Below are 21,965 nucleotides of genomic sequence, written 5' to 3'. Positions count from 1 at the left end.
TGCTTGTCTTTTGGCAGCCGGGTGGTTCATTCAGTAGTTGTCTACAATAACTGTCTTCAATAGCTACCCGCTGCGGACAGCGTGCCGCAAGCGCTTTGATTAGAGGGATTTCATGCATCCAGTGATGCTTCTGCCCGATCACGCGGATACCAGTGAACTTCGCCAGGCACTCTGGCGCCACCGCATTGGTCACCGCATTACCGATGAAGCGGACGGCCAACTGCTATGGATCGCCGACCCACGCCAGCTTGGCGAACTTAAAGCACTGCTAGAGCGCTGGCAGCGGGGCGAACCCCTGGTGCTTCAGCAGGCTGCTCAGCGCCCGCGCACCATGACCCACTCCTTGGCATCGCTAAAGCAAGTGCCGGTAACGGCGCTGATGATTGTCATTAGTCTGGTGATATTTGCCCTGATTGGTGTTTTTGGTGACCAGTTGATTGTCACTCTCACCATCGTGCCAATAGGTATTTCAGGTGGTGAGCTGGTGTTTGGTAATCTGACGCAAACGCTTACCTCTGGGCAGGTATGGCGCTTGTTATCACCTGCTTTTCTGCACTTTGGCTGGATGCATTTGATATTTAATCTGATGTGGGTGTGGTACTTCGGGCGACAGGTTGAAGCACTACAGGGCAGCCGAATCATGCTATTGCTGCTTATTGTGGCGGGTATAGGCGCGAATGTGGCGCAGTACGCGACCGGCACCGTGCTTTTCGGCGGCATGTCCGGGGTGGTATATGCCTTACTGGCCCACGTTTGGTTGATGTCACGCCGGGTTCCCCAAAGTGGCTTCTTTGTACCGCAAATGCTGGTGGTCTTTATGCTCGGCTGGATGGTGTTCACCATGACCGATATGGCGGGCAGCGTTGGTTTTGGCAATGTCGCTAATGAAGCACATTTGGGCGGTCTACTCGTGGGGCTGGTCACAGGCTGGTATTATTCATCCCGCCGTTTGAAAAACCGTTAAGAGGCCTGCAATGAGCGAAATGACGTTCGAAAAAATGATCAACCAGATGACTCCAGCGATTTACGAAAGCCTTAAACAGGCGGTATCGCTGCGCAAATGGCCCGACGGTCGCCGCTTAACGCCGGAACAGACCGAACTCTGCTTGGAAGCCGTCATGCGCTTTGAGGTGGAGAACAACGTGCCGGAAGAGAACCGCGTAGGCTATTTAGAGCAGCGTACCTGCGGTGCAGCGGCTAGCGGCGCTGGCGTATCGCCGGAACTGGCCGGCTTGGCACGGGATGCCACGCGTGATTGAAGCGGCAGTACCGGGCTTTTCAGTAGAGGGCTGTTTAAGCAAAATGGCGGCAGCGCTACCTGGCCGCCAAGACCAGCCGGTGGTTTACCACTTGCGCGCGGGTGAGCACCGTGTTGCGCTTAACGAGCGTATCGGTGAGCCGCTTAGTTTGCGGTGGACGGGAGCCATTGCCTGTACCCACTGCGGGCGAGCAACCAAGAAGAGCTTTGCCCAAGGCCACTGTTACCCCTGCTTCAAGCGGCTAGCCCAGTGCGATACCTGCATTATGAAGCCGGAAACCTGTCACTTTTTCCAAGGCACCTGCCGTGAGCCGGAGTGGGGCGAGCGACACTGTTTCCAGCCCCATATCGTCTATTTGGCTAACTCATCGGGGCTTAAAGTAGGCATCACCCGCAAAACCCAAATGCCTACCCGCTGGTTGGATCAAGGCGCGATTCAGGCGCTGCCGATTCTTGAAGTGGATACGCGTCAGCAGTCCGGTTTTGTCGAAATGCTGTTTAAAGAACAGGTTGCCGACCGCACCAACTGGCGGGCGATGCTCAAAGGCGACGTCGAAACCATGGATTTAAGTGCCGAGCGGGATCGTTTGTTGACCCTGCTAGCCGATGGATTGAACCAACTGCGCGAGACTCATGGTTCGGATGCTATCCGTTTGTTGGAACAGCCTGCGCAACATTTTCACTACCCCGTCAGCGTTTTTCCCAAAAAAGTGGTGTCGCATAACTTTGATAAGCAGCCACTGGTAGAAGGCGTGCTGCAAGGCGTCAAAGGGCAGTATTTGATCCTCGATAGCGGGGTCATTAATCTCCGCAAATTCACCGGTTACGAGATCCAGGTGAGTTAAGCGGCTAGCCATAAGAGGGCGTTTTGACTAAGGTTAGGGGGTGATCTGACCCGCCTTACGCAACGCAAGGAAGCCCCGATGCCTTGGCTTAAACTGCTTCACATTGCCGCGCTAGTGATCTGGTGCGGCTCACTTCTTTATCTGCCCGCCTTGCTTAGCCAGGCGCTGCAGCTTCGCAAAGACGCGGGCTTCGCCCAGGGCACACCGCCCATGCCGCGGTTCTTTTATAACTCCGTCGCTACCCCGGCCGCCTTAGTGGCTATTGCCTCGGGCACGCTGCTGTTTCTCATCCATGGTGTGCTGGGCGGCTGGCTGATCTTAAAACTGGGTGCTGTTGTGGCCATGGTCGCCGCCCACGGCTGCTTTGGCTGGTTAATCTTGCGCCTTGAGATGGGCCACTACCGCTGGGTAAAACCCACCAACTGGACGGCGCTATGCGTTGCGTTGGCGGGCATTATAGGCGTGCTGGGGCTTGTGTTAGCTAAGCCACTGGATTGGAGCTAACGCTATGGCGCTAATCCTTAACCTCGACACCCACCGCGTGTTCATACACCAGTTGACCGCCCAGCCAGCCCGCCAAAGCGATCAACGCTGCGGTGAGCAGCGATACGGCCAGCCCCCAGGGCAAAATCGCACTCGGGTCGTTAAAGCGCAGCAGCCAGTTCAACGACGCCAACGAGAGCATCACCACCGCGACGATAGCGTGGCTCCAGCCGGTTATCAGACGGCGAATGCGCGGTACAGTGACCAGATCGATAATCCCAGCCGTACTGGCAATCCAGCCGCCGAAAGCACCGACGCCTGCCAGCCACAAGCTAGCGCGCAACCAGAACGGATCGCCGCTCAGCAGGAAACCGATATCGCTTGCCACCAGCGCCATCAGGGCCGCGACGGGAAAGTGAATCATCACGGGATGAAGTGGATGGCCGGCGAGAGATGCGCGGCTTTTAATCGAGCGCTGGCGAGGCTTTGCCATAGTCACTTCCTGTGGGCAGAAAAAGGAATTCAAGGGATGAGGTTGATTATTCAACGCTTAACCCAGCAGCGGGTCAACTCACTTGGCACACCGCTAGCGCTGTCAGTCGGCCTGCTATTAGCCGGTTGCGCCGGCGATAAGTCTATTCTAGACCCGGCAGGCCAAGCCGCGCGAGACGTGGTGATGATCTGGTGGGTAATGCTAGGGTTTGGCACTGTGGTATTGGTGCTGGTGACTGCTTTTTGGCTGTATACCTTCAAGCGCAAAGAGGTAATACGAACGCCCGCTGAGGAGCGAACAATAGCGCGTCGCTGGATTATTGGCGGCGGCATTGTGCTGCCCGTGGCCAGTATTACCGCGCTACTGGCTTTTGGTGTGCCCACCGGTCAGCGGCTTTTACCGTTACCCCTGGCAGAGCCACCGGAGGTAATTGAAGTCATTGGCCACCAGTGGTGGTGGGAAGTGCGCTACCCCGGCGCAGAAGGGGGTGAGGTGGTGACTTCTAATCAGCTCATCATGCCCGCTGGTGAGCCGGTCGATTTTCACGTTACTGGTGCGGACGTTATCCACGCTTTCTGGGTGCCTCGCCTGGGCGGCAAGATCGATATGATCCCAGGGCGAGTGAACAAAATACGTTTGGAAGCGGATGAACCGGCGGTGTTTGGTGCTCAGTGCGCCGAGTTCTGCGGCGCCCAGCATGCCCAAATGCAGCTCTATGTGGAAGCCGTCGAGCGCGACGAGTACGACGCCTGGCTGGCCGCTCGCCAAACGGAGGCATTATCGTCGCTTGCGGCAAACGATCAGCAGCATGAAACTGCCAGGGAGGCATTTATGACCCATTGTGCCAGCTGCCACCGGGTAGCAGGACTCTCCTCTGGGGAAGAGGGGCCGGATCTTTCTGATCTTGGCAGCCGGACGAGCCTCGGGGCGGGAATAATGGCCATGGAGGAGGGCGCAGTCACCCACTGGCTTAAGCATCACCAACGCTTAAAACCGGGCAACAAAATGCCGCCCCATGATGATATCGAGACGACCACCTTGGAGTCTCTGGGTGCTTGGCTGGAGACGCTAACCCCATGACCACTATTAACCGTGAAGCGACCCCAGAAGGCGATAACATTAAAGGCCCCAACCAACTGCACAATGACTTGCACGATATTTGGGGCAATCCGCGTGGTTTGAAAGCACTCACCATTGTTAACCATACCACTCTCGGCCTACGTTTTATGGTTACCGGGATGGTGTTCTTCTTGATTGGTGGCCTATTGGCCATGCTGGTGCGCACCCAGCTGGCGCTCCCCGATCAAGACTTTATGTCGCCGGATATCTATAGCCAAGTCACCACCATGCATGGCACGGTGATGATGTTTCTGTTCGCCATCCCAATGCTGGAAGGGTTGGCGATTTATATGATTCCCAAGATGATCGGTGCCCGTGATCTGGTTTGCCCACGGCTAACATCCCTGGGTTACTGGTGCTATCTGTTTGGCGGCATCATCCTGTCGTTTAGCTTGGTGTTAGAGATGGCACCAGACAGCGGCTGGTTTATGTATACCCCGCTCAGTAGCAGCGAGTACTCACCGGGATTGGGCTCAGATTTTTGGCTGCTGGGGATCACCTTCGTTGAGATCTCCGCGCTCTCTGCCGGGGTCGAATTGGTGGTTTCGATACTGCGTACTCGCACCCAGGGCATGGCGCTGCACAAAATGCCGCTGTTTGCCTGGTATATCCTCGCCATGGCGCTGATGATCGTGGTCGGTTTCCCGCCGTTGATTCTGGGCAGTATTCTACTGGAGCTTGAACGCGCAGTGGGGATGCCCTTTTTTGAAGTGGCCGGTGGCGGTGACCCGATTCTTTGGCAGCACCTCTTTTGGCTATTCGGCCATCCCGAGGTTTACATCATTTTCCTGCCTGCGGCGGGCATTGTCTCCACGCTGATACCAGTGTTTGCTGGTCGTCCGATCGTTGGTTACGGCTGGGTGGTCTTCGCCATTACCGTGACAGGCTTTATCAGTTTCGGTCTCTGGGTTCACCACATGTTTACCGTGGGCATTCCTCAACTGGCCCAAGCCTTCTTCTCCGCCGCCAGTATGTTGGTGGCGGTGCCTACGGCGATTCAGGTGTTTGTATGGCTGGCCACGCTATGGCTGGGCAAGCCCAAGATGAAGCTGCCGATGTTATGGATCGTGGGCTTCCTGATTATCTTCGTGTGTGGTGGCTTGACCGGGGTAATGCTGGCGCTGGTGCCCTTTAACTGGCAGGTGCACGATACCCACTTTGTGGTGGCGCATATGCACTATGTGCTGGTGGGCGGGATGTTCTTTCCGCTGATTGCCGGGCTCTACTACTGGTTGCCGCTGTTTTCAGGGCGAATGCCTTCTGAAACCCTGGGCAAATGGGGCTTTTGGCTCACCTTTTTGGGCTTTAATGGCACCTTTTTGATCATGCACTGGACTGGCCTGTTGGGTATGCCGCGGCGGGTCTACTCTTATGAAACGGGTATGGGTTGGGATATTTTCAACCTGCTGTCATCCATGAGTAGCTTTATTATGTCGGCGGGGATTGCCATGGTGCTGCTGGATTTTGCGCTGCACTTCCGTTTCGGCAAACCCGCTAAGCATAATCCCTGGAACGCGGATACCCTGGAGTGGGCCAACAGTATGCCGCCCAGCGCCTATAACTTTGTCAGCCTGCCAAAGATCGAGACGCGCCATCCACTATGGGATGACCCGAATCTGCCGCGCACCATGGCAGAAGGGCAACATAGCCTGGCGGTGGCTACCCATGGCCGACGGGAGATGTGGGGCACTGACCCTTTGACCGGCAAAGTGCGGGAAATCATTCATCTGCCGGGTAACTCCTGGTGGCCGCTGTTTGCTGCCATGGCGCTGGCCGTGGTGTGTGTAAGCCTGCTGACGCGGCTATATCCGCTGGCTGGTATCGCCGTTGTCGTGGCTGGCCTATTTTTACTGCGCTGGTCTTGGGAGAATGGTGCCCATCCAAAAGCGGCGCCGGATGCCGAGGTAGCTCCCGGCGACCCTCCGCTCCACTCGCGCACCATGGATGGTCCAGGCCTATGGGCCATGTCGATCACGCTGCTCGCCAATGGTTCGTTCTTTCTCTCTTACCTATTTGGCTGGTTCTATCTATGGACAGTGTCCCCTGAGTGGCGGATGCCCGAGACCTCACCGCTCTCCTTGGTGGGGCTGATCCTTGCCGGGGTGGCGCTAACCGCTGGCGTGGTAATTCTCGAAAAACTGGTGCGCGGTTTGCGCCAGGGTAAGGATGCGGGACTGGCAGTGGGCATGTATAGCATCAGTGCCCTAGGCTTTGTGCAGGTAGCGGTAACGCTGTGGGTGCTGCTGAGTGCAGACCTGGCGGTTACCGAAACCTCCCATGATGCGATCATTATGGTCGGGCTGGCCTATGCGCTGCTACACGGCGGTTTAGGCGCGGTGCTGACCCTGCTTCAGGGCCTGCGGGTGGGTTATGGCTTTGTGGGCGCCCATGCACCCTTCGAGCCTGCCGTGGTTGCCCAGTGGTGGCGCTATAATCTGGTGACGTTCTGGATACTCGTGGGCGCGCTTGCGGTGTTGCCTCGCGTCATAGGGAGCTAAGCTAATGACCATCACGTTGCAGCGCTTACACCTTACCCATCCCTTGCATTTTGTCATTGGCTTAACGCTATGGTGTATCTGGTTCGTGGCCGTTTACGGCGGGCATGCGGTCGCTTGCTCGGTTGCACCGCCTGCTCCCGAGCAGGGCGTATTCACCCTGGTGAACGCTATGCTGCTTGCCGTCAGTATCGCCGCGATTGCGTTACTGGCAGCGTTAACGGTGGGCTGTTGCCGCATGGCCAAGCGCCATGAAGGACGGCTGCGCTTTAATGCCACGGTTTCTGCCGGGCTGTATCTTTTCTCTACTTTAGGCGTTGTGTTTGCTGCAATGCCGATTATGGGCATTCCGCCTTGCCTGTAAGCGATCCGCTTAGCAAAGAAGAAGAGCAGCTCTATACCCTCCACGGTATGTGGTGCACCAGCTGTGCCTTAGCCGTAGAGGGCTCTCTAAAGCGCCTTAAAGGTGTGCGTGAGGTTAGTGTGCACTACCCAAGCGCGACGCTCTGCATCAGTGGCACGCCTGCCGCTATTCAGCTCTCTACTCTTGCCCCCAAGATTAAACGCCTGGGCTATCGGTTGACAGAACTTGAGCCGGTGGCGGATGCCCATGGACGTTTAGAAGAGGAGAGCCGCTACCTGACGCTTAGGCTGATGGTCGGTTCGCTGTTCGGCATGTGGACGATGCTCGCGTCACTATTGATCTATGCGGGTGCATTGCCTTCGGAGCGGGTTGAGTTGGTGGTTGCGTGGGTGTCGGGGGCATTTTCCCTGCCCGTGGTGCTGTTCGCAGGGGTACCGTTTTACCGGGCCGGATGGCGCACGCTGCTTGCCAAGCGCCCCGGCATGGATGTGCTGGTTAGCCTTGGCGTAATCGGCGCAGTGATGGTTTCGGTGTGGCTGCTATGGCGCGGCTCAAGCGAAGTCTATTTCGACACGGCGGTGATGCTGATTGTGCTTTTACTGGTTGGGCGGTTGGTGGAGACACTCTGCCGTCACCGTGGGTTAAAAGCGCTTGATGCTCTGGCGCTGCCAAATGATGACATTACGGTTTGGCAGGACGAGCACTGGGAATCGGTTCCTGTGGATGAAGTGATGAAGGGAACGCGCGTCGAGCTAGCGCCCGGTGAGTTGATAGCCCTTGATGGGATCCTGGAAGACCCAGGTTGGATCGATACTGCCTCGCTTACCGGCGAAAGCCTGCCGCGCCACTTTCATGCCGGACAGAAGGTCTATGCGGGCTGCCGCTACCTGGGTACAACGCCGCTGGTAATGCAGGTAAGTGCAGGCGTAGGCAAGCGACGACTGGATCAGCTTTGTGACGAAATGCGCCGCTATCAGGCTAAAAAAGGCGAATTACAGAAGCTTGCTGACCGTTTTGCTGCTTGGCTAAGCCCGCTAGCTCTCGTGCTAGCGATGCTAACGCTGCCCGCTGTGCTGCTACTGGGTCTGGGCTTGGAGGATGCTTTTGTGCGCGCACTTTCGGTGTTAGTGGTCGCTTGCCCTTGCGCCGTGGGGCTTGCGGTGCCGCTGGCAAGCCTTGCCGGTAGCGGCCAGGCCATGCAGCAGGGTGTTGCGCTACGCGACCCGGCAGCGCTCGAAATCCTGGCACACATTCGCTCGGTAGCGCTGGATAAAACCGGCACCTTAACCACTGGCAGCCATACGGTGCTGCACTGGCAAGCACGGGAAGGCGTTGATGAGCGCACCTTGCAGCGCAAGCTCAGTGTCGCTGTTGCTGGCAGCGAACACCCCTTGGCACAAGCGCTAGCGCGCTGGGCGGGCAGCCAAGGCGACCAGCGCCCTGAGCAATGTCTGCAGGTTAATGACACCCCTGGAGAAGGGCGCCGTGTGCAGCTCAACAGCGGTGAGTGGCTAACGTTAGGCAGCGCCGGTTGGCTTTCTCGCCAGCAAATAGCGCTTCCTGCCCAAGCGGAAGAGGCAACGCTATCCTTTGCTTCTCAGGTGGTGATTGCTGACGAGGTGGGCTGGCTAGCCTCGTTCTATCTCACCGATCAACCGGTGGATGACGCCGAGACTAGCGTAAAACGCCTGCTAGCATCAGGTTATGTCGTCGCTATGATCAGCGGCGATCGGCAGGGGGCGGTCAGTTGGTTGGGCGAACGGGTAGGGCTTGCCCGTGAAGCTTGCTACGCCCAGCGTTCGCCTGAAGCCAAAGCGCGGCTATTGCAGGGACTACCATCGCCGACACTCTACGTAGGGGATGGCTTAAACGATACCTTAAGCCTGGCCGCGGCCGATGTAGGTGTTGCGCCACTGAGTGCCAGCGAAGCTGCCCGCGAAGGGGCTTCCGCACAGCTAATGACGCCGGGGATGGGTGGTGTAGTCAAACTGCTCGGTATTGCTAAACGCACGCGGCGCATCATGGTTCAGAATCTGTTCTTTTCGGCGCTCTACAATACCCTTGCACTGGGGTTGGTGGTGCTGATGGCGATCCCCCCGCTAGTGGCGGTACTCGCCATGGCGGCAAGCTCGCTGACGGTTACTCTCAACGCTGCACGGCTGGCCTGGGCAGAGTCGGATGAAAATAGCTAAATTGCATAGCCAAGCGCCTGTTTAAGCCGTTCGGCATTGGTTGCCACCCAGCGTGGATCTATCGCTCCCCAATCACGTATCTGGTAGCGACCGATGTTGTGGCGCTCGCCGTCATCCTTGGTAAATACACACTCGATATCCAGCTCGGCAAGGGAGGCAATCGTATCCTGGGCGGTGCGCCGCGGCATGCCGGTGGCCTCGATTAGCGCAGGCACGCTGGCAGCGCCTTGTTCGATCAAATGGGCGACGTATAAACGGCGGTAAAAACTCGATTTGGTTTTGCTTAGAGCAGGCATTCGGCTTCCTTTGCAGCTAATTTATGCGCGTGCTGCCTAGCTTAAATGAATAAATCCTGCTGCGCGCGTGGTGGGCGAAAATCCCGGGTGTTTAAGCCCTGCTCGGTGCGATCCTGCATGTTCCACTGGCGGCTGGCGCGGGCAAAGCGTTGCGCAATTAAATCAGCAAATACCCCTTCACCGCGAAAGCGCTTACCAAACTTGGCATCGTACGCCTTACCGCCACGGCACTGACGCATTAGGCTCATCACTTTCGCCGCGCGCTCCGGGTAGTGGGCTTCTAACCAGGCTTCAAATAGCGGCGCCACTTCATAGGGTAAGCGCAGCAGCATCCAGGCGGCGGTTCGCGCTCCTGCACGGCTGGCGGCTTCCAATAGCTTTTCAATCTCATGATCGGTTAGCCCCGGAATAACTGGCGAAATTAGCGCACCCACTGGAATGCCCGCTGTATTCAGTTCAAGAATCGCCCGCAAGCGCGCCTGAGGCGATGCCGCCCGTGGCTCTAATGTGCGTTTCAATTGGGCATCCAGGCTGGTCAAACTGACAAACACACGCACCAGCCGGTGCTCGGCCATTTCCGCCAGAAGCTCTAAATCGCGCAGTACCAAGGTGCTTTTAGTCACCAGCGTTACCGGATGGCGACACTCCAGTAGCAGCTCCAGCAAACGGCGGGTGGTTTGGTAGGTGGCCTCTAACGGCTGATAGCAGTCTGTGTTGCCGGAAAGGTTGATCGGGCGGCACACGTAATTGGGGTGGCACAGCTCTTCGGTTAACCGCTCCACTAAACCGCTACGGGCAATCAGCTTGGTTTCAAAATCCAACCCTGGTGATAAGTCCCAGTAGGCGTGGGAGGGGCGGGCATAGCAGTAAACGCAGCCATGCTCACAGCCGCGATAAGGGTTCAGCGAGCGATCAAAAGGTAAATCTGGCGAGCGATTCCACGACAAAGCACTTTTGCTCACCTCCTCACGCACTTCGGTGGCGATAGTCGTAGAGGCCTCTTCCCGCCACCAGCCGTCATCTTCCGCCTCGCTGCGGGTGGGCGCAAAACGATTGTGCGGGTCGTACGTTGCCCCGCGACCTTTACGCACGGCTGACACATGAGACGCTTGTTCGGGAGTCGTCATTGGCCACCTCACCTCTAAACGCTATTGATGCATGTATATGGTTATATATACAGTATATGGCGTTTATAAAAAGACGCAAGCAGAGGGGTAGGGGCTTAAATGCTAAATTCGGGGGATGAACAGACGCTCTGTTATTTCATACTCTTAACTAGGGCCTGTTGGCGTTTCACTCACGGCCAAGCTGGCGCCCATATTGAAAGAGGCGATATGACCTATGGAGCTGCAACCACATTTTGAGCTGATGGCATCCTATAACCAGTGGATGAACACCAAGGTATACGATGCTGCCAGCAGGCTGACGACCGCTGAGCTTAATGAAGAGCGTGGAGCTTTCTTCGGTTCGATTTTTGGCACGCTAAATCATGTTGTGGTCGCCGATACCATTTGGCTTAAACGGTTTGCAGCGCATCCCGCGTCTAGCGCAAGAACGCTTGCGGTAATAGTCGACCTCCCTGCGCCACAGCGGCTTGATGAATTGATGTTTGATGACTTGGAAGGCCTGAAAGCGCATCGCCGATGGCTTGATACTGTAATTATTAACTGGGTGGGCGCGCTAACTGATGACGATTTGAGTACCACGCTGAGTTATCACAACACTAAAGGAGTGGCCTCAAAGCGACGCTACTCAAGCCTGATTCTCCACTTCTTCAATCACCAAGCCCACCACCGCGGGCAGGCATCTACTTTATTCTCCCAAGCCGGTGTAGATATTGGTGTCACCGATCTGCTGGCGCTGATTCCGGAGGAGGTGGAAATATGATGATTGTTTTTGTCTCTTTTAAGATACGGTGCTACTCTGCCTTCAGGGTGTAATTCAAGAAGTGCTCATGCCAGAGATTGATGCTCTGCTAGGGCTTTCATTTTGTATGTATTTTTTTGATAACAAGCAGCACAAGCTTCCCCACCTGCACGTGAAATATGGTGGCTATGAATTGATAATCGCGATTGAGTCAGGTGAGTGCTTGGAGGGATATTTGCCCAATAAGCAACGTAAGCGGGCTGAAAACAACATTGCTGAGCATCGTGAGCAGCTAATGCATATGTGGCAGAAAGCAGTAAAAGGTGAAAACCCAGGCAAGTTAGGTGACATATGTTAAAAATTATTGATGTGGATTTGGTTGGGCCATATAAGCTTGAACTGGTTTTTAACGATGGTTTTCATGGCATTGCTGATCTATCAGACTATTTTAGCAAGGCACCCTTTTCAGCAATTAAAGACTTCCAAAAGTTTTCACTAACCGCGGATGGCTCGCTCAACTGGCGTGGGAACGAGCTTTCAGCGGACACTTTGCGTGCAGCGACAAAGGGCGTGCAGAAAACAGCAGCTACTAACTTCAACGTGCAGGAAATGGAAGACGTTATTAAGCAAGCCTCTTGGGACTCTATGCAGGAAGGCCGTCCCGACATTTTACAGGCTGCTATTCGTTCCTACGTGGAGCAGTTCGGGCATAGCCAGGTCATTGCCAAAGCAGGTATCAAAAGCCGTACTAGTGCATATCGTTCTTTAAGGCCACAAACCACACCCAATTTCGCCACCTTGGTTCAGTTAGGGCATGCGGTTATTGAGCTAGCGAAAGAAAATGCAAATGAGCGTTCTGAAGCCCTCTGTAAGGCTGTAATAATTAGATGATCAAGCTAGAAAAACTTAATGCATCGGATATCCCCGTGCTGTGCAGTATCACAGTACACGATGATCAGGTGAAGTTTGTGGGAACTGCTAAGGACTTTCTCGCTGATAAAAATGAATCTACGCATCTGCATGTGATAAAACACAATGATCAGTTGATCGGGTGCTTCAAAATCGATATAGCCTACGCTGATGATTATGATTTTTGCACTAAAGGCAGCATAGGCTTGCGCACGTTTCTCATTGACGCCAGGCAGCAGGGCAGAGGGCTCGGAACTTCGGCGGTAAAAGCGCTGTTTCCCTATCTAAAAGAAAACTATGCGAACTACCCACGCCTCTATCTAACCGTGAACTGTAAGAATCCAGCGGCATACACCTGTTACCAAAAGGCAGGCTTTCATGAGACAGGTGAGCAATATCTGGGTGGGGCTGCGGGGCCTCAACATATTATGTACTGGGACATCCAATGATCAGTACGTCTACCACAAGCGGTAGAAAGTTCGTTCTGACTCTCATGCAAAAACGAACGCCTTGGTTCTTTCAAACCAAGGCGTTGCTTTTCTATCGATTTACCAACCTATCCGTTCAACGCTTCTTCCGTGCTGGCTTTTTCTCGGCACTGGCCGGTGCGCTTTCCTTCTCACCGCTGCCACCATTGGGGAAGTGCGCACGCACCAGTTCCAGCAGGCCTTGAGTGGAGGTGTCGAAGTCAGCGGCGTTGGTGTCGATGCGCTCGCTGATTTCACCGGCGATGCGCTTGCCGAGTTGCACACCCCACTGGTCAAACGAGTTGATGTTCCAGATTACCCCTTGCACGAACACCTTATGTTCGTAGAGCGCGATTAGCGCGCCCAGGTTTTTCGGCGTTAGCTCATCCAGCAGTAGGGTGCTGGAAGGGCGGTTGCCGGGGCAGCTGTAGGGATCGTGTTGGCTTAGCTCTTTGCTATCCCCCTGGCTACCTTCCATAAAGGCGTTGGCCTGGGCGAGCATATTGGTCAGTAGGGCGAAGTGGTGGTCTTCCACGCCGGGCTCGGGCTTGAGCGAGGCAATAAAATCAATCGGCACGTAGCGGGTGCCCTGGTGCAGTAGCTGGAAGAAGGCGTGCTGGCCGTTGGAGCCGGTCTGGCCCCAGACAATCGGGCCGGTTTTGTAATTCACCGGGTGGCCGAAAATATCCACCGACTTACCGTTAGACTCCATATCCAGCTGCTGCAAAAACGAAGGCAGTTGGTTCAGCGCCTGGTCGTAGGGCACGATGGCTTGAGTTTCGGCGCCAATAAAGTTGATGTACCAAATACCAATCAGCGCCATCAGCACGGGCATGTTTTGCGAGAAGGGCGCGTTGATGAAATGGTTATCCATCTCATGAGCGCCTTCCAGCAGCTCGATAAAGCCTTCGAAGCCGATCGAAAGCGCAATCGGTAGGCCGATGGACGACCACATGGAGTAACGGCCGCCCACCCAGGCCCAGAACTCGAACACGTTCTCTTCGCGAATGCCGAACTCCATGGCCGCTTTGCGGTTGGTAGAGGCGGCAATAAAGTGCGCGCCCACGTCGGCGTCTTCGCCAGCGTTCTCCAGGAACCAGCGCCGCGCGGTTTTGGCGTTTAGCAGGGTCTCCTGGGTAGAGAAGGTCTTGGTAGAGACGATGAACAGCGTAGTCGCCGGGTCAAGGCGCGAGAGCACCTTTTGAATATGGGTACCGTCCACGTTGGAGACGAAGTGGAAGTGCAGCTCCGGGTGGCGGTATTTGAGCAGCGCGCGAACCGCCATATTGGGTCCAAGATCCGAGCCACCAATGCCGATATTGACCACGTCTTTAATGCGTTTGCCGTTGTAGCCTTTCCATTCACCGCTGCGTACCGCTTCCGAGAACAGCTTGATCTGCTCGCGGGTGCGGGTGATCTCCGGCATAACGTCTTCGCCGTCCACATAGACCGGCTCATCGCCTAAGTGACGCAGAGCCGTATGCAGTACCGGGCGGTTTTCCGTAACGTTGATAATATCCCCGGAGAACATCTGTGCCCGGCGCTGTACCAGTGCGGAGTGGTCGGCTAGCTCAATCAGCTTGGTAAGCACTTCATCGGAGACATGGTGCTTGGAGTAGTCGAGAAACAGACCGCCCACCCGTAAACTCATTTTCTCAAAGCGCTGCGGGTCATTGGTGAAGTAGTCACGAATGCGGTCGTTTGCGGTTTTGTCGCGCAAGCGTTCAAGTGCCTGCCAGGTAACACTGCGAGTGAGCTGAAACATAGGATGATCCGTTTGTTATAGGTGAATTGGTGATCAAAAAGTAGGTTATGTAAAAATACTACATAAAAAATGACAAAGAGTAGAGGGTATAAGTGGCGTGAAAAGGTATTAAATGCGTAAAGCGACGTATTTAAAAGGGCAGGCATGTTCGCCTGCCCTCACTTTTTGGTAACAGCGGTTAGGTGGCGAGTGCTACCTGTGCCGCATCACGTTTGATAAATGCATAGCCTAAACCGGTCACCAGCGAGCCAGCCACAATAGCCCCAAGGTAGAGCAGTGCCGGGGTGATGGCATTGGGGATCAGCAGTACGAAGATACCGCCGTGGGGAGCCATAAGCTTTGCGCCTACCAGCATCGATAGGGCGCCGGTGAGTGCACCCCCAGCGATACAGGCGGGGATAACGCGTAGCGGGTCTTTCGCCGCAAAGGGGATCGCGCCTTCACTGATAAAACAAAGGCCCAGTACGAAGGAGGCTTTGCCCGCTTCGCGCTCCGGTGCCGAGAATTTGTTGCGGGCTACAAAGCTGGCAATGCCCATACCAATGGCAGGTACCATACCCGCCGCCATAATCGCCGCCATGGGGCCGTAGGTTTCAGAGGCGAGCAGGCCTACTCCAAAGGTGTAAGCGGCTTTGTTGACCGGGCCACCCAGGTCAAAGCACATCATCGCGCCTAGCAGAATACCCAGCAGCACCGCGTTGGTGGAGCCCATGGATTCCAGGAAGCTGGTCAGCGCATTAAGCAGCGCCGCGACCGGTTCGCCAATGACGTAAATCATGGTCAGGCCGGTGACCAAACTGGCAACCAGCGGAATGATCAGAATGGGTTTGAGTGACTCAACGCTGGAGGGCAGTTTGACGTAGCGTGTCACCGCCAGGGCCACATAGCCCGCCAGGAAACCCGCCAAAATACCGCCGATAAAGCCGGAGCCGATATTGGCCGCCAGCATGCCGCCAATCATACCCGGCGCGATGCCGGGGCGGTCGGCGATGGAGTAGGCGATATAGCCTGCTAGCACTGGAATCATCAGCGCAAAGGCGGTTCCGCCACCGATCTGCATCAGCGCGGCGGCCAGGGTGCCTTCCTGCTCAAAGGCCTCAATACCAAACACAAAGGAGAGCGCAATTAGCAGGCCGCCTGCTACGACCATCGGCAGCATAAAGGAAACGCCGGTGAGTAGGTGCTTGTAAACGCCTTTCTCTTTGACGCTCTTATTGGCTGTGCCCGCACTGCTGCTGCCACTCTCTACGGCGGCCTCGCTCAGTGCGGCTTCAAGGGTGGGGCGTGGTTTTTTTAGCGCGTTGCCGGTAGAGGTGCGGTAGATGCGCTTACCAGCAAACCGCGACGGATCAACGTCGATATCGCAGGCCAGTACGACTATGTCGGCGTCGGCGATCTCTTCTTCAGTCAATTTATCTTGTGCGCCCACCGAACCTTGGGTTTCCACGCGAATGGCGTGGCCCATGGCTTTGCCCGCCTCGGCGAGGGCTTCGGCGGCCATAAAGGTATGCGCCACGCCGGTGGGGCAGGCGGTGACGGCAACGATTTTCTTGCCACCCGCGCTGCTTGCAGCGGTAGGTGCGCTAGAGGCGGCCGGGGCGCTATAAATCGGCGCTTCACGCTTAGCCTGGGCCAGAAAAGCGCTGGGGTCGGGGAGTGCGCTGGCAATCGGCGCTTGGAATAGCCGTTTGCCTTCAAAGCGCTCCGGGGCAGGCACGTGATCGGCGGCGACCACGATCAAATCGGCATTAGCGATCTGCTCGGCAGTAGCGGCCTGGAGCGGCGCGACTTCACCGTGCATTTCCACGTGTGCCGACCAGCCTTGGCGCTGGGCGGCTTGTTCCAGGCGCTTAGCCGCGAGGAAGGTGGTCGCCATGCCGCTGGGGCAGGCGGTAATCAGAATAATATTCATAGCGTGGCTCCCTCGGTGATGGTGTCATCAAGACGCCGTATCCGGGTGTGTTGTTGGAGTGAATCGAAATCGGCAGCGTGGGGGTTACCCACGCCAACGTGGCGCACGGCCTCGGCCGAGAGCGCGGTGGCAAAGCGCAGCGTCTGTTCAGCGTCTTGCTGGCCGTTCTGATGAGTCAGCAAGCCGTGGAGCATGCCCGCAACAAAGGTATCGCCGGCGCAAACGGTATTTGTCGCGGTGACCTTAGGGGGGGTGGCGTGCCAGGCACCTTGAGCGTTAACCCACAGTACCCCTTCGGCACCCGCTGAAATCAGTGCATGAGTGATGCCGCTTTTATGCAGCCGTTTAGCCGCATTCAAGCGAGCATCAGAAGAGGTCATATCTGCGCCCGCCCACTCTGCCAGTTCGTTTTCATTAGGCTTAACACCGGCGGGGTGAGTCGCGATGGCCGCATTGAGTGCCGGGCCACTGGTATCTACCCAGAGCGGTACGCCGCTGGCGTTTAAGTGGTTTAACAGCGCGCTGAAATCGTCCAGTGACAGCCCGGGGGGCAGGCTGCCCGCCACGACTACCGCCTGGGGTGGTGTCGCGCTGGAAAGCTCGGTATTTAGCGTGTCGATCAGAGCCTGCAAATGCGTGGCGTCAATGGGCATGCCGGGGCCATTAATATCGGTAACGCGGCCGCTCTGTTCCGCAATTTTGGCATTAATACGGGTTTCTCCCGGCACGCGCACAAAGGCGTCGGTCAGGGAGTACTGAGTAAATGTCAATTGAAAGGGAGCGTCGTTATCGGCACCTAAAAAGCCGCTGACGGTGACGTCGTGACCAAGGCCTGCCAATACGCGGGCAACGTTAACGCCTTTGCCCGCTGCTTCTAATTGGGCGCTAGTGGGGCGGTTGACGCTGCCCAGCACCAAGGCGTCAAGGTTAAACGCCAAATCCAGTGCCGGGTTCAATGTAATGCATAGCACGCGGGCCATTAGCGCGCCTCCAGTGCATCGCGCACTTCATCGCTAGTCGCCTGATTCAGCGCTAACTGAGCGCTGGCTTGGGCATCAGCGAAGTCAAACTCGCGCAGGCGGGCTTTGACCAGCGGAACCTGCCGAGCGCTGACGGAGAGCTCGTCAACGCCAAGGCCTACCAGCACCGGAATAGCCACGGCGTCTGAAGCCAATTCGCCGCACACGCCGACCCATTTGCCTTGGGTGTGGGCTGCCGCCACGGTCATTTGAATCAAACGCAGCACTGCGGGGTGCAAACCATCGGCTTGGGCAGAGAGTTCCGGGTGGCCACGGTCGATAGCCAGGGTGTACTGGGTCAAGTCATTAGTGCCGACTGAGAAGAAGTCCACCTCGGCGGCGAGACTGGGTGCCAGCAACGCGCTGGAGGGTATTTCAATCATCACGCCAAGCTGCACATCGGTGGCGCGCTGGGAAGTAGGGATCTCTTGGAGTAGGCGGTCGTAGATGACTTTGACGGCACGGAACTCGGCGATATCTTTGACCATCGGCAGCATAATGCGTAGCGGTTTTTCGACTGCTGCCATCAAGAGTGCGCGTAGCTGGGTCTCAAGTACCTCGGGCTGGGTTAGTGCCAGTCGAATGCCGCGCAGACCCAAGAAGGGGTTGTCTTCCTGGGGCACAGGCCAGTAGGGCAGCGGTTTGTCGCCGCCGACATCCAGGGTGCGCGCTACCAGCGGGCGGCCATCCAGGGCGTCAATTGCCTGGCGGTACTCGCTAATCTGAGTGGCTAAGTCTGGTGCGCAGGCGTGGGCCATAAACAGGAATTCGGTACGCAGTAGGCCAACCGCCTCAGCGCCGCGCTCCACCGCATCGGCGGCGTGGGCGGTGTTGCCCAGGTTGGCGGCGACTTCCACACGGTGCCCATCGCGGGTTTGGGCGACCTCGAAGCGGCTTTCCCAGGCATCGGCTTCGCGCTGCTTGAGGTCGAGTAGCTGCTGCTCGGCACGCTGTAGGCGCTCTTCGGAAGGCTGCGACGTCACCCGGCCACGCTCGCCATCCAAAATCATCATGCTGGCGTTGTTGAGTGCCATCACCGCTTGCCCGGCGCCAACGACGGCGGGAATACCCAATGCGCGGGCCAGAATAGCGCTGTGCGCCGTGGCGCCACCGCGAACGGTGAGCAGGCCGCGCACACGGGAGGTATCCAGGCGGGCCACATCGGAAGGGCCGATATCGTCCATCACCAGAATATAAGGGTGATCCGGCGGTTCGGGGAGCGTCACATCGCAGAGTACGCCCAACACCCGGCGACCCACGTCGCGCAGGTCGGCTGCGCGTTCGGCCAGCAGGCGATCAGCGAGCATCTCTTGGGCGTGGGCCGCGGTTTCAATCGCTTCCCACCAGCCCGCTTCCGCCGAGCGTCCCTCACGAATGGCATCCGTCGCCGCGTGATGGAGTTCCGGGTCGTCGAGCATCTCTTCGTGCATCGAAAGAATATCGGCGACTTCCCCACCGGGGGCGTTACGTACCAACGTATGCAGCTGGGCGGCGCCCTCTTTCAGCGCGCTATTTAAACGGCTGATTTCGTGTTCAGCGTCGCTGGCGTGCTCGGTGTACTCAAACTGCATCGGGCGAATGACAAACACGGGCGCAATGGCCAAACCCGGCGAGGCGGCCACACCGGCGTGGGGCGTATCGGCAGCGAGAGGCTCGACGGCCGGTGTAGCGGTGCTCGCTTCCGGCGCGCTATCAAAGCCACCGTCAAAGGGTGTGACTTTCTCTCCCAGCCCCGATTCAACCGCCTCGGCGACGGCCTCCAGCGCTTCGCTTGCCTGCTCGCCCTCGGCTGAAAGCACCAGCCACTGGCCGCGGCGTGCGCCCAGGCCAATCACTTTGGTCAGGCTGGCGGCGGAAACCGGGGTGGCGCTGCCTTCTTCCAAACGTGCCTGAATTGGCATGGCCTGGGCGCGCGCTATCTGTACAAGCTGTTTGGCGGGGCGGGCGTGTAAGCCATGGGGGTTAAGTACCCGCACACGGCGAGTCTGAGTGCTGGCGGTTTCGCCCGCCAGGGTGGCCAGCAGCTGCGCGCTGGTTTTGCCCACCAGGCTTTGGCTTTCGCTGTTTTCCAAAACCGCCATCAATTGCTCTAGCAGCGGGCGGTGGGCATCACCATGGGCGGCCAGGCAGAGCAACGCATGTACCGGATGACCAGCGCTTTCCAGGCTTTGTTCAGCCGGTGTGGCCACTCCTAGCGCGGGCTGATTAACGCCCTGGGCACTACTAGCCAGCCACAGCCCTTTACCTAACCAGGTCGGCTGCGCCGCAGCGACGGCGGTAATAAAACTGTTATCGACACAGCCGCTTTGGCGTAAGCGGGCGGCTGCAGCGAGGGCGAGTTCTTGTGGGTCGCGTGCCGGAAAGTTGACGCATAGGGTGTCGGCATCCAGGCGCGGTTCTAAGGCTGGTTTCGAAAGCAGCCGCGCTACATCTGCCGCAGAGGTGGCGTTTGCCAGTTGCTCGGAAACGCCTTCGCGATCCAGTACGTGAGTGAGCTGGCGCAGAATATCCAGGTGCTCATCGTTCTGGGCAGCGATGGTGACGAGTACATGCACCTGCTGGCCGTCGTGCCACTCGATCCCGTGTGGAAACTGCAGCACGCGTACGCCCGTTTGCTTCACATACTGACGGCTTTCTGGCGTACCGTGGGGGATCGCAATGGCGTTGCCTAGAAACGTGGATGATTGCGCCTCCCGGGCGTGCAGGCCGTCGCGATACTCGGCCTCAACCAATCCGGCCTCAACCAGCGCCTTAGCGGCACTGTCCAGCGCGGTTTGCCAGCTGTCGGCGTGGCGGCCTAGCAAGATGTCATCGGGGCCGAGTGTCAACATAGGTGTCTCCGTGTAGAACCATAGTCGTAGCGCTTCGAAGTGAGCTAGATGAATCGTATCATCTGTGTATAGTTGGCTATGCTGAATCGATTCACTGAATGACACAAGGCTTGGGCGTTTAGACTTTGGTCTGGTAGGCGCTAACTTGCTGATAAACTGCCCGGTTACACCAAGGGGGAACCGCATGACACTTGCCGATATTGCCCGGCTCGCCGGCGTCTCGCGCACAACTGCTAGCTACGTCATTAATGGTCAGGCCGAGCAGCGGCGCATTAGCGCGGCGACAATTGAAAAAGTGATGGCAGTGGTGCGGCAACATCGCTATCACATTGACCCCCAGGCGGCAGCGCTGCGCCGGGGCGCAAGTCGCTTGCTCGGGCTTATCGTGCCGGACTTGGAGAACATCAGTTACGCCCGCCTAGCCAAACGCCTGGAGCGGGGTGCACGGGAGCAGGGTTACCAGCTGTTGATCGTAAGCTCGGATGACTGCGCAGAGAGTGAACGGACACTGGCGTTGGCGCTGCGAGCACAACGCTGTGAGGTGTTGATCACTGCTAGCTGCCTCCCCAGCGACGACACTTTTTATGCCGACCTGGTAGACGAGGGTTGGTGCGTGGTGGGGATGGACCGTGGCCTCAACCCGGCGCGCTTTGCCAGTGTCGTGAGTAATGACCAGGAAGCGGCAAAGACGTTGACCCGCTCGGTAATCGGCGCGGCGACCAAGCGTGTTGCCTGGTTAGAAGCGATGCCGGATCTGTCGGTTAGCTGCGAGCGGCGGGCGGGGTTTCAGGCGGCCCTTGAAGGCAGCATGATTGAACCGCTTTATCTTACCGGATCCCACTATGAACGCAGTGAAGGGGCGCGTTTAGCAGTTCAGCTACTGGATGAACAGGGCGGTGCCGACGCATTGGTGACGGCGTCCTATACACTGATGGAAGGGGTGTTTGATGTGTTTCTAGAGCGCGGCGGCCTGCCGGAAAATATTCGCCTGGCCACTTTTGGTGATCACCGGCTGCTGGATTTCCTTCCTCAGTCAGTGAACTCGGCGCTACAGGATTATGACCGTATTGCCGAGTTAACATTGCGCTGTGCCCTAGCCGCCATGAGCGGCCACTATGAGAGCGGACTACAAGTGGTGGCGCGCCATCTGCACAGGCGTTAAACCGTGCGGGCCTGGGCCCAAGCTGCTGCATCTGGTATCGACATGTCGTAACTCTCGCTCAAGTAGGGCGAGGAGAGCACGAAGTCGGCGCTCGCCGCATTGCAGGCAACGGGGACATTCCACAGCGCCGCTAAACGCAGCAACGCTTTGACATCCGGGTCGTGGGGCTGGGGGGAGAAGGGATCCCAAAAGAAGATCAGCACATCCAGCCGCTGCTCCGCAATCCGCGCGCCTATCTGCTGGTCACCGCCCAGGGGGCCACTCATTAAACCCTCCACATCTAATCCTAACGCGGTTTGCAGCCGCTTAGACGTTGTTCCTGTCCCGATCAGTTCGTGCTGGCTCAGCGTATCCTTCCAGCGGGTTGCCCACTCAAGCATTTCGCTCTTCTTGCCATCATGGGCAATCAGCGCAATGCGCTTGCGTGCTTGCAGCGTACGGATGGCTTGGCGGGGCGGTTGCGCGTCACTCATTTGGTCACTTCCCTCA

The 21,965-nt window shown here is 57.3% G+C and carries 21 protein-coding genes; 13 read left to right on the top strand and 8 right to left on the bottom strand.

From position 1 onward, the window contains the following. Positions 1–112: 112 nt before the first annotated feature. The 4 genes from SR894_RS12170 to SR894_RS12155 all read left to right on the top strand — a co-directional run bounded on the left by SR894_RS12170 (position 113) and on the right by SR894_RS12155 (position 2,607). Positions 113–964 (top strand): rhomboid family intramembrane serine protease, encoded by an 852-nt coding sequence (locus SR894_RS12170; protein ID WP_133732660.1) that lies wholly within the window; start codon positions 113–115, stop codon positions 962–964. 10 nt (positions 965–974) lie between these two features. Beyond that, positions 975–1,259: a YeaC family protein gene (locus SR894_RS12165; protein WP_133732659.1), complete on the top strand. Its 285-nt coding sequence runs from the start codon at positions 975–977 to the stop codon at positions 1,257–1,259. Beyond that, positions 1,243–2,103, top strand: coding sequence for a DUF2797 domain-containing protein (locus tag SR894_RS12160; protein WP_133732658.1), 861 nt, complete (start codon positions 1,243–1,245; stop codon positions 2,101–2,103). Before SR894_RS12165 ends, SR894_RS12160 begins: the two co-directional genes overlap by 17 nt. Before the next feature lie 78 nt (positions 2,104–2,181). After that, positions 2,182–2,607, top strand: a complete 426-nt coding sequence (locus tag SR894_RS12155; RefSeq protein WP_133732657.1) for a CopD family protein — start codon at positions 2,182–2,184, stop codon at positions 2,605–2,607. A gap of 10 nt (positions 2,608–2,617) precedes the next feature. Here SR894_RS12155 and SR894_RS12150 read toward each other — a convergent pair whose 3' ends face one another. Next, positions 2,618–3,079, bottom strand: coding sequence for a DUF2231 domain-containing protein (locus tag SR894_RS12150; RefSeq protein WP_133732656.1), 462 nt, complete (start codon positions 3,077–3,079; stop codon positions 2,618–2,620). A 36-nt stretch (positions 3,080–3,115) separates the two neighbouring features. On the opposite strand from SR894_RS12150, the gene coxB reads away from it, so the two are divergent. Genes coxB through SR894_RS12130 form a run of 4 tightly spaced genes read left to right on the top strand, consistent with a single transcriptional unit; the run spans position 3,116 to position 9,249 of the window. After that, complete coding sequence (coxB, locus tag SR894_RS12145) at positions 3,116–4,159, top strand: cytochrome c oxidase subunit II (protein ID WP_133732655.1); 1,044 nt, start codon at positions 3,116–3,118, stop codon at positions 4,157–4,159. After that, positions 4,156–6,696: a cytochrome c oxidase subunit I gene (ctaD, locus tag SR894_RS12140; protein WP_133732654.1), complete on the top strand. Its 2,541-nt coding sequence runs from the start codon at positions 4,156–4,158 to the stop codon at positions 6,694–6,696. The genes coxB and ctaD overlap by 4 nt, the downstream gene beginning before the upstream one ends. A gap of 4 nt (positions 6,697–6,700) precedes the next feature. Then, complete coding sequence (locus SR894_RS12135; RefSeq protein WP_133732653.1) at positions 6,701–7,057, top strand: hypothetical protein; 357 nt, start codon at positions 6,701–6,703, stop codon at positions 7,055–7,057. A 47-nt stretch (positions 7,058–7,104) separates the two neighbouring features. Continuing rightward, positions 7,105–9,249 carry a heavy metal translocating P-type ATPase gene (locus SR894_RS12130; RefSeq protein WP_133732707.1) on the top strand — a complete coding sequence of 715 codons (2,145 nt, stop codon included), beginning with the start codon at positions 7,105–7,107 and terminating at the stop codon, positions 9,247–9,249. Here the strand turns inward: SR894_RS12130 and SR894_RS12125 are convergent. Then, positions 9,246–9,545: a winged helix-turn-helix domain-containing protein gene (locus tag SR894_RS12125; protein ID WP_071693579.1), complete on the bottom strand. Its 300-nt coding sequence runs from the start codon at positions 9,543–9,545 to the stop codon at positions 9,246–9,248. The genes SR894_RS12130 and SR894_RS12125 overlap by 4 nt on opposite strands. 41 nt (positions 9,546–9,586) lie before the next feature. Continuing rightward, entirely contained in the window at positions 9,587–10,672 is a 1,086-nt protein-coding gene (locus tag SR894_RS12120) for a PA0069 family radical SAM protein (RefSeq protein WP_133732652.1), read from the bottom strand. Between the two features lie 214 nt (positions 10,673–10,886). Between SR894_RS12120 and SR894_RS12115 the strand changes: the two genes are divergently transcribed. From SR894_RS12115 to SR894_RS12100, 4 genes are all read left to right on the top strand, one after another. Continuing rightward, complete coding sequence (locus tag SR894_RS12115; RefSeq protein ID WP_133732651.1) at positions 10,887–11,432, top strand: DinB family protein; 546 nt, start codon at positions 10,887–10,889, stop codon at positions 11,430–11,432. A gap of 67 nt (positions 11,433–11,499) precedes the next feature. Continuing rightward, a complete protein-coding gene (gene dhiT / locus SR894_RS12110; RefSeq protein ID WP_166650410.1) occupies positions 11,500–11,769 on the top strand; it encodes a type II toxin-antitoxin system toxin DhiT in 270 nt (89 codons plus the stop codon). Next, complete coding sequence (gene dhiA, locus SR894_RS12105; RefSeq protein ID WP_133732649.1) at positions 11,763–12,302, top strand: type II toxin-antitoxin system antitoxin DhiA; 540 nt, start codon at positions 11,763–11,765, stop codon at positions 12,300–12,302. Before dhiT ends, dhiA begins: the two co-directional genes overlap by 7 nt. Continuing rightward, positions 12,299–12,769 carry a GNAT family N-acetyltransferase gene (locus tag SR894_RS12100; protein ID WP_133732648.1) on the top strand — a complete coding sequence of 157 codons (471 nt, stop codon included), beginning with the start codon at positions 12,299–12,301 and terminating at the stop codon, positions 12,767–12,769. Before dhiA ends, SR894_RS12100 begins: the two co-directional genes overlap by 4 nt. A 115-nt stretch (positions 12,770–12,884) precedes the next feature. On the opposite strand, the gene pgi is transcribed toward SR894_RS12100, so the two are convergent. The 4 genes from pgi to ptsP all read right to left on the bottom strand — a co-directional run bounded on the left by pgi (position 12,885) and on the right by ptsP (position 20,314). Then, complete coding sequence (pgi, locus tag SR894_RS12095) at positions 12,885–14,552, bottom strand: glucose-6-phosphate isomerase (protein ID WP_133732647.1); 1,668 nt, start codon at positions 14,550–14,552, stop codon at positions 12,885–12,887. A 178-nt stretch (positions 14,553–14,730) separates the two neighbouring features. Continuing rightward, a complete protein-coding gene (locus SR894_RS12090) occupies positions 14,731–16,464 on the bottom strand; it encodes a PTS fructose-like transporter subunit IIB (protein ID WP_133732646.1) in 1,734 nt (577 codons plus the stop codon). Continuing rightward, the gene (gene pfkB / locus SR894_RS12085) at positions 16,461–17,444 is read right to left on the bottom strand and encodes a 1-phosphofructokinase (RefSeq protein WP_133732645.1); all 984 of its coding nucleotides are present in this window, start codon (positions 17,442–17,444) and stop codon (positions 16,461–16,463) included. Before pfkB ends, SR894_RS12090 begins: the two co-directional genes overlap by 4 nt. Next, positions 17,444–20,314: a phosphoenolpyruvate--protein phosphotransferase gene (gene ptsP, locus SR894_RS12080; protein ID WP_223288162.1), complete on the bottom strand. Its 2,871-nt coding sequence runs from the start codon at positions 20,312–20,314 to the stop codon at positions 17,444–17,446. The genes pfkB and ptsP overlap by 1 nt, the downstream gene beginning before the upstream one ends. A gap of 184 nt (positions 20,315–20,498) precedes the next feature. Between ptsP and cra the strand changes: the two genes are divergently transcribed. Beyond that, on the top strand, positions 20,499–21,476 hold the full coding sequence (gene cra / locus SR894_RS12075) for a catabolite repressor/activator (RefSeq protein WP_223288161.1): 978 nt from the start codon (positions 20,499–20,501) through the stop codon (positions 21,474–21,476). Here the strand turns inward: cra and SR894_RS12070 are convergent. Further along, complete coding sequence (locus SR894_RS12070) at positions 21,473–21,949, bottom strand: methylglyoxal synthase (RefSeq protein WP_088700522.1); 477 nt, start codon at positions 21,947–21,949, stop codon at positions 21,473–21,475. The genes cra and SR894_RS12070 overlap by 4 nt on opposite strands. Positions 21,950–21,965 lie beyond the last annotated feature (16 nt).

It is taken from the genome of Vreelandella neptunia, assembly GCF_034479615.1.
GTDB lineage: Bacteria > Pseudomonadota > Gammaproteobacteria > Pseudomonadales > Halomonadaceae > Vreelandella > Vreelandella neptunia.
This window is presented reverse-complemented; position numbering and strand designations above follow the sequence as displayed.